The 4,112-nt window shown below is 61.8% G+C and carries 2 protein-coding genes; one reads left to right on the top strand and one right to left on the bottom strand.

Annotated features, from left to right (window positions below):
- Positions 1-156 precede the first annotated feature (156 nt).
- Positions 157-1,893, bottom strand: a complete 1,737-nt coding sequence (locus B7G66_RS16445; protein ID WP_003621419.1) for an ABC transporter ATP-binding protein/permease — start codon at positions 1,891-1,893, stop codon at positions 157-159.
- 300 nt (positions 1,894-2,193) lie between these two features.
- On the opposite strand from B7G66_RS16445, the gene B7G66_RS16440 reads away from it, so the two are divergent.
- The coding region (locus B7G66_RS16440; protein WP_048859413.1) for an EAL domain-containing protein at positions 2,194-4,112 on the top strand (1,919 nt) is incomplete at its 3' end.

Below are 4,112 nucleotides of genomic sequence, written 5' to 3'. Positions count from 1 at the left end.
TTTTTCTAAAAAGCTTCAGAAGACGCCGCCTTTTTGGAAAAAGGGCGGCACCCAAAAACTTTTATGATTTTTTATCAATGATGTGTTTTCAAATAATCTTTCATGGCCCCAGCCAGGTTATTTCCCCTTGTTTTTCCACATCCCCTGATATCGCGCCTAGGCGGCCTCCCCCGCGCGGTGGAGGGTGATGCAGGTGTCATGCGCCTCCAGCAAGGTGGCGCGATGGGTGATGGAAACGAGGGTGATATCGGGGCATTCCCGGCGCAGCACCGCATAGAGCATGCCCTCCGCCACTGTATCGAGGCTGGAGGTCGATTCGTCGAGGAAGACCCACGCCGGACGCGCCACCAGAATCCGTGCAAACGCCAGGCGTTGCTGCTCCCCGGGGGAAAGCGTCTGCGCCCAGGGGGCTTCCTCATCCAGCAGCGCCTCAAGCTGCGCCAGCCCCACCGCCGCAAGTGCGGCGCGCACGGCTGTATCGGACACCTGCGTGTCGGCCATGGGGTAGCACACGGCCCGGCGCAGGCTGCCCACCGGCAGGTAGGGCCGTTGCGGCACGAACATCATCGCGGTGTCGGGACGTTCGATTTCACCCCGGGCAAAGGGCCAGATCCCCGCCAGGACCCGGAACAGGGTCGATTTGCCCGTGCCCGATGGTGCGGAAATGACCGTCATCGCCCCGTGGCGCAATGTCATCGACACATGGTCCAGCATGGTCGTGCCATCAGGGCGCAGGACCGTCAGGTCACGCACCACCATGTCCGCCCCGGCGGCGACAGGGGTGATGCGGCATTCCCCCTCCATCGCATGTGCGCGATCCATGACGCGCTGGAACGTGGCAAGTCGCGCGACCTCCGCATGCCATGTGGCAAGCGAGGCATAGGAGGTGGAGAACCATCCCATCGCCCCCTGCACGCGTGAAAACGCCATGACCATCTGCATCAGCGTGCCGAACGTCATCTTGTTGGCGAAATAGCGGATAGAGCCGACAAGCAGCGCGAAATTGCCTGATATCACCTCCAGCCCCGTCGTCAGAAGCCCCAGCCCCCGCGTGCGCCGCATGATGGCGAGGAAGTTGTCATAGACGGAGGAAAATGCATGCTCCAGCCCGGCCTTCTCCTCTGTTTCGCCACCATACAGGGCGATCCCTTCGGCATTGTCGCGCACATGCACCAGCCCGTACCGCAGGTCGGCTTCCGCGCGTTGCTGAAAGAACTGCAACCCCGCCAGCCGGTGCCCCACCAGATGCGTGATCCATGTGGCGAAGATCGAATACAGCAGCGCCGCCCAGAAGAAATAGCCCGGGATCGTGATCCCCAGCACCACCAGCGGCCCCGACAGCGCCCATAGCAGCCCGGCATAGCTGAACAGCGTGACGATATTGGTCACGAGGTTGACGAACTGCGTCAGGGTATCGGTGACGAAGCTGTTGATATCCTCCTGTATGCGCTGATCCGGGTTGTCGGCCCCTGCCTCCAGCCCGGATGTGACAAGGGCGATGCGGTAATAGGTCTGGTTTTCCAGCCATTGCGCCGTCATCCGCCGCGTCAGCCACCGCCGCCAGCGCAGTTGCAGCATCTGTTGCAGATAGGGCAGGTAGACCCCGATCACCAGCGCGGGCGTGGCGATGGGGAAAAAGCCGGGAATGATGTTGCCGCTTTCGCCGCGCACATACCAGAACAGGCCACGCAGGAAGGTCTTGACGTCGCGCTGTTGCAACGCGGTGTAATAGACGTTGCGCGCGAACGACTGTACCAGGTCGATTCCCACCAGGGAGAATGTCAGCGCCAGTACGCCAATCAGCAGCGCCCATGCACGGCCGCGTTCCTCCGACATGAAATAGGGACGTGTCAGGTACCAGACATCTTTGAGCACGAGGCGTAAATGCTGCATCATTCAGGGTCCGCGCGACGGGAGCAGGCGTGAATGCCGCCCCTGCCTTCGTGTGTGTCACGAAGCGGGGCGGGACTCAATCTCCGTCACGCACGCGGCATGGGGGTGGTGTTGCATTCTTGTATGAACCCCGCCAAGGGGATAAACGGTTAGGGAGAACCGGTTGAATGACCCTGTGCGGCGCACATGCACGTATCGCTGGCCCCAAGTGCCGGTAATGTCGCAAAGCGGGGAGGTCATGGCCGTTTCTGGCCCGGACATCCCCGCGCCGGCAGCGGATGGCAGAAGAAAAACGACGATATGACAACCTATACGCATTCTCCGGACCTGCAGTTTTCCGACCTCGCGCTTCAGCATGTCCCCGAGGCGGTGGTACTGATAAACGACCGTAACGATATCGTTTTCTACAATGATGCCGCACAGAGACTGTGGGGTCTTTCGCGCGAGGAGGTGATGGGCCGCAATGTCCGTTGCCTCGTGCCGGTGGCCTATCGCGCGGACCATGACAGCTTCATCGCCCGCCATCGCGAGGACGGGAGCCACCATAATGTCGGCACCACCCGCGATGTGGAATTCGTGACCGCCAGTGGGGAGGCGCGGCGTGGGCGGCTGTCGTTGTCACAGGTGGTGCGTCCGGGCGTGCCGGGTGTCTTTTACATGGGTATCATGACCGATGTGACGCAAGAACGCCTTGCCGAAAGCATCCTTCAGCTTCGCAATGACCTGCTGCGCAGCCTGACGACCGAAAAGCTGCCACTGGACCAGAGCGGGCAATTCCTGTGCCACCGGATCGAAAACACGATTTCCGATTGCTGCGTGGTGCTGTTGCATCCCGGTGGGCGCGACGGGCGTATGGATGTGACCGCCACGACCACCCTGCCACGCCGGATGCGCAATGCACTTGCGACATGCGTGCCCGACGCGGCTGAGATCGCGGCCCTGCGGGAAAATCCCGATGCCGCGCTGGATGTGGCGTGGACGCGCCATGCGGTGCTGGCGCGCGCGTTCGGGTTCGTCATGTGCGTGGCGGCCCCCGTCACCACCCATGATGGCACGCCGGCGGGGGTGCTTGCGATCTATCTGCGTGATTCCGCGATGAAGGAATGGGCGCAGGCGGTGATGCAGGCTGCAACCCCGTTCTGCACCCTGGCGCTTGGTCGCGATGCCGCGCGGCAGCGGATCGCCCAGTTGTCGGAACGCGACACGCTGACGGGGCTGCTGAACCGTTCGTCGCTTAACCGTTATATTGAGACGATGACGTCGGATCGGCAGGATGCCGTGTTCACGGTCATGGTCCTTAATATCGACAGTTTCCGCGACATCAACAACGCACTTGGCCATGTCCATGCCGACAACTTCCTGCGTGAGGTGGCAAAGCGCCTGCAAAAGCTGTCGGCCGGGCGGTTCATCATCAGCCGTAGCAGTGGTGACGAATTCATCGTCGTGGTGCCCCATTGCCCCCGCGCTGTGGCGATGGAACAGGCGACGCGCATCATCCGCACCATTGCCGAACCCATCGAAATCAATGACAGCGCCATCACCCTGTCGGTTTCCATCGGGATCGCGTGTTTTCCCGATGACGGGCCTGATGGCGAATCCCTGCTTGGCCATGCCGATGTCGCCCTTCAACAGGCCAAGAACGAAGGGCGCGGTACCTATAAATTCGCGGATTCAAGCAAGAACCGCCTGGCGCAGGACCGCCTGCTGCTGGGCAGTGCGCTGCATGAAAGTGTGTCCAAGGGACTGCTGCACCTGCATTACCAACCCCAGATCGACACGATGACGGGCACGCTGTACGGTGTGGAGGCGCTGGCGCGGTGGCATCACCCGCATCTTGGCAACATCTTCCCCTCGCGCTTCATCGCGGTGGCGGAGGAAACGGGACAGATCGCGGCCATCGGCCGGTGGTCCCTGCAGGAAGCCTGCCGCCAGATGGGACAGTGGGACCGTGATGGCATCCATGTGCCCACCGTTGCGGTCAACCTGTCGGCCGCGCATTTCGGCGATCACAGCGTGCCGGAATATATCACTGGCCTGTTGCGGACCTATGACCTGACGCCGGACCGCCTGACGGTGGAAATCACGGAAAATGTCATGATGGAAAGTGGCAAGGCCACGCATGACGTGTTGCAGGCCATCCGCAATATCGGGGTGGGCCTGTCGATGGACGATTTTGGCACGGGCTATTCCTCGCTGTCGCGCCTGACGCGCCTGCCGCT

Source organism: Novacetimonas hansenii JCM 7643, from assembly GCF_000964405.1.
In the GTDB taxonomy this organism is placed as follows: Bacteria; Pseudomonadota; Alphaproteobacteria; order Acetobacterales; family Acetobacteraceae; genus Novacetimonas; species Novacetimonas hansenii.
This window is presented reverse-complemented; position numbering and strand designations above follow the sequence as displayed.

Bases quoted from the DNA above. Each gene is read 5' to 3' on its own strand.
- B7G66_RS16445 (WP_003621419.1), bottom strand. From the start codon at position 1,893: ATGCAGCATTTACGCCTCGTGCTCAAAGATGTCTGGTACCTGACACGT.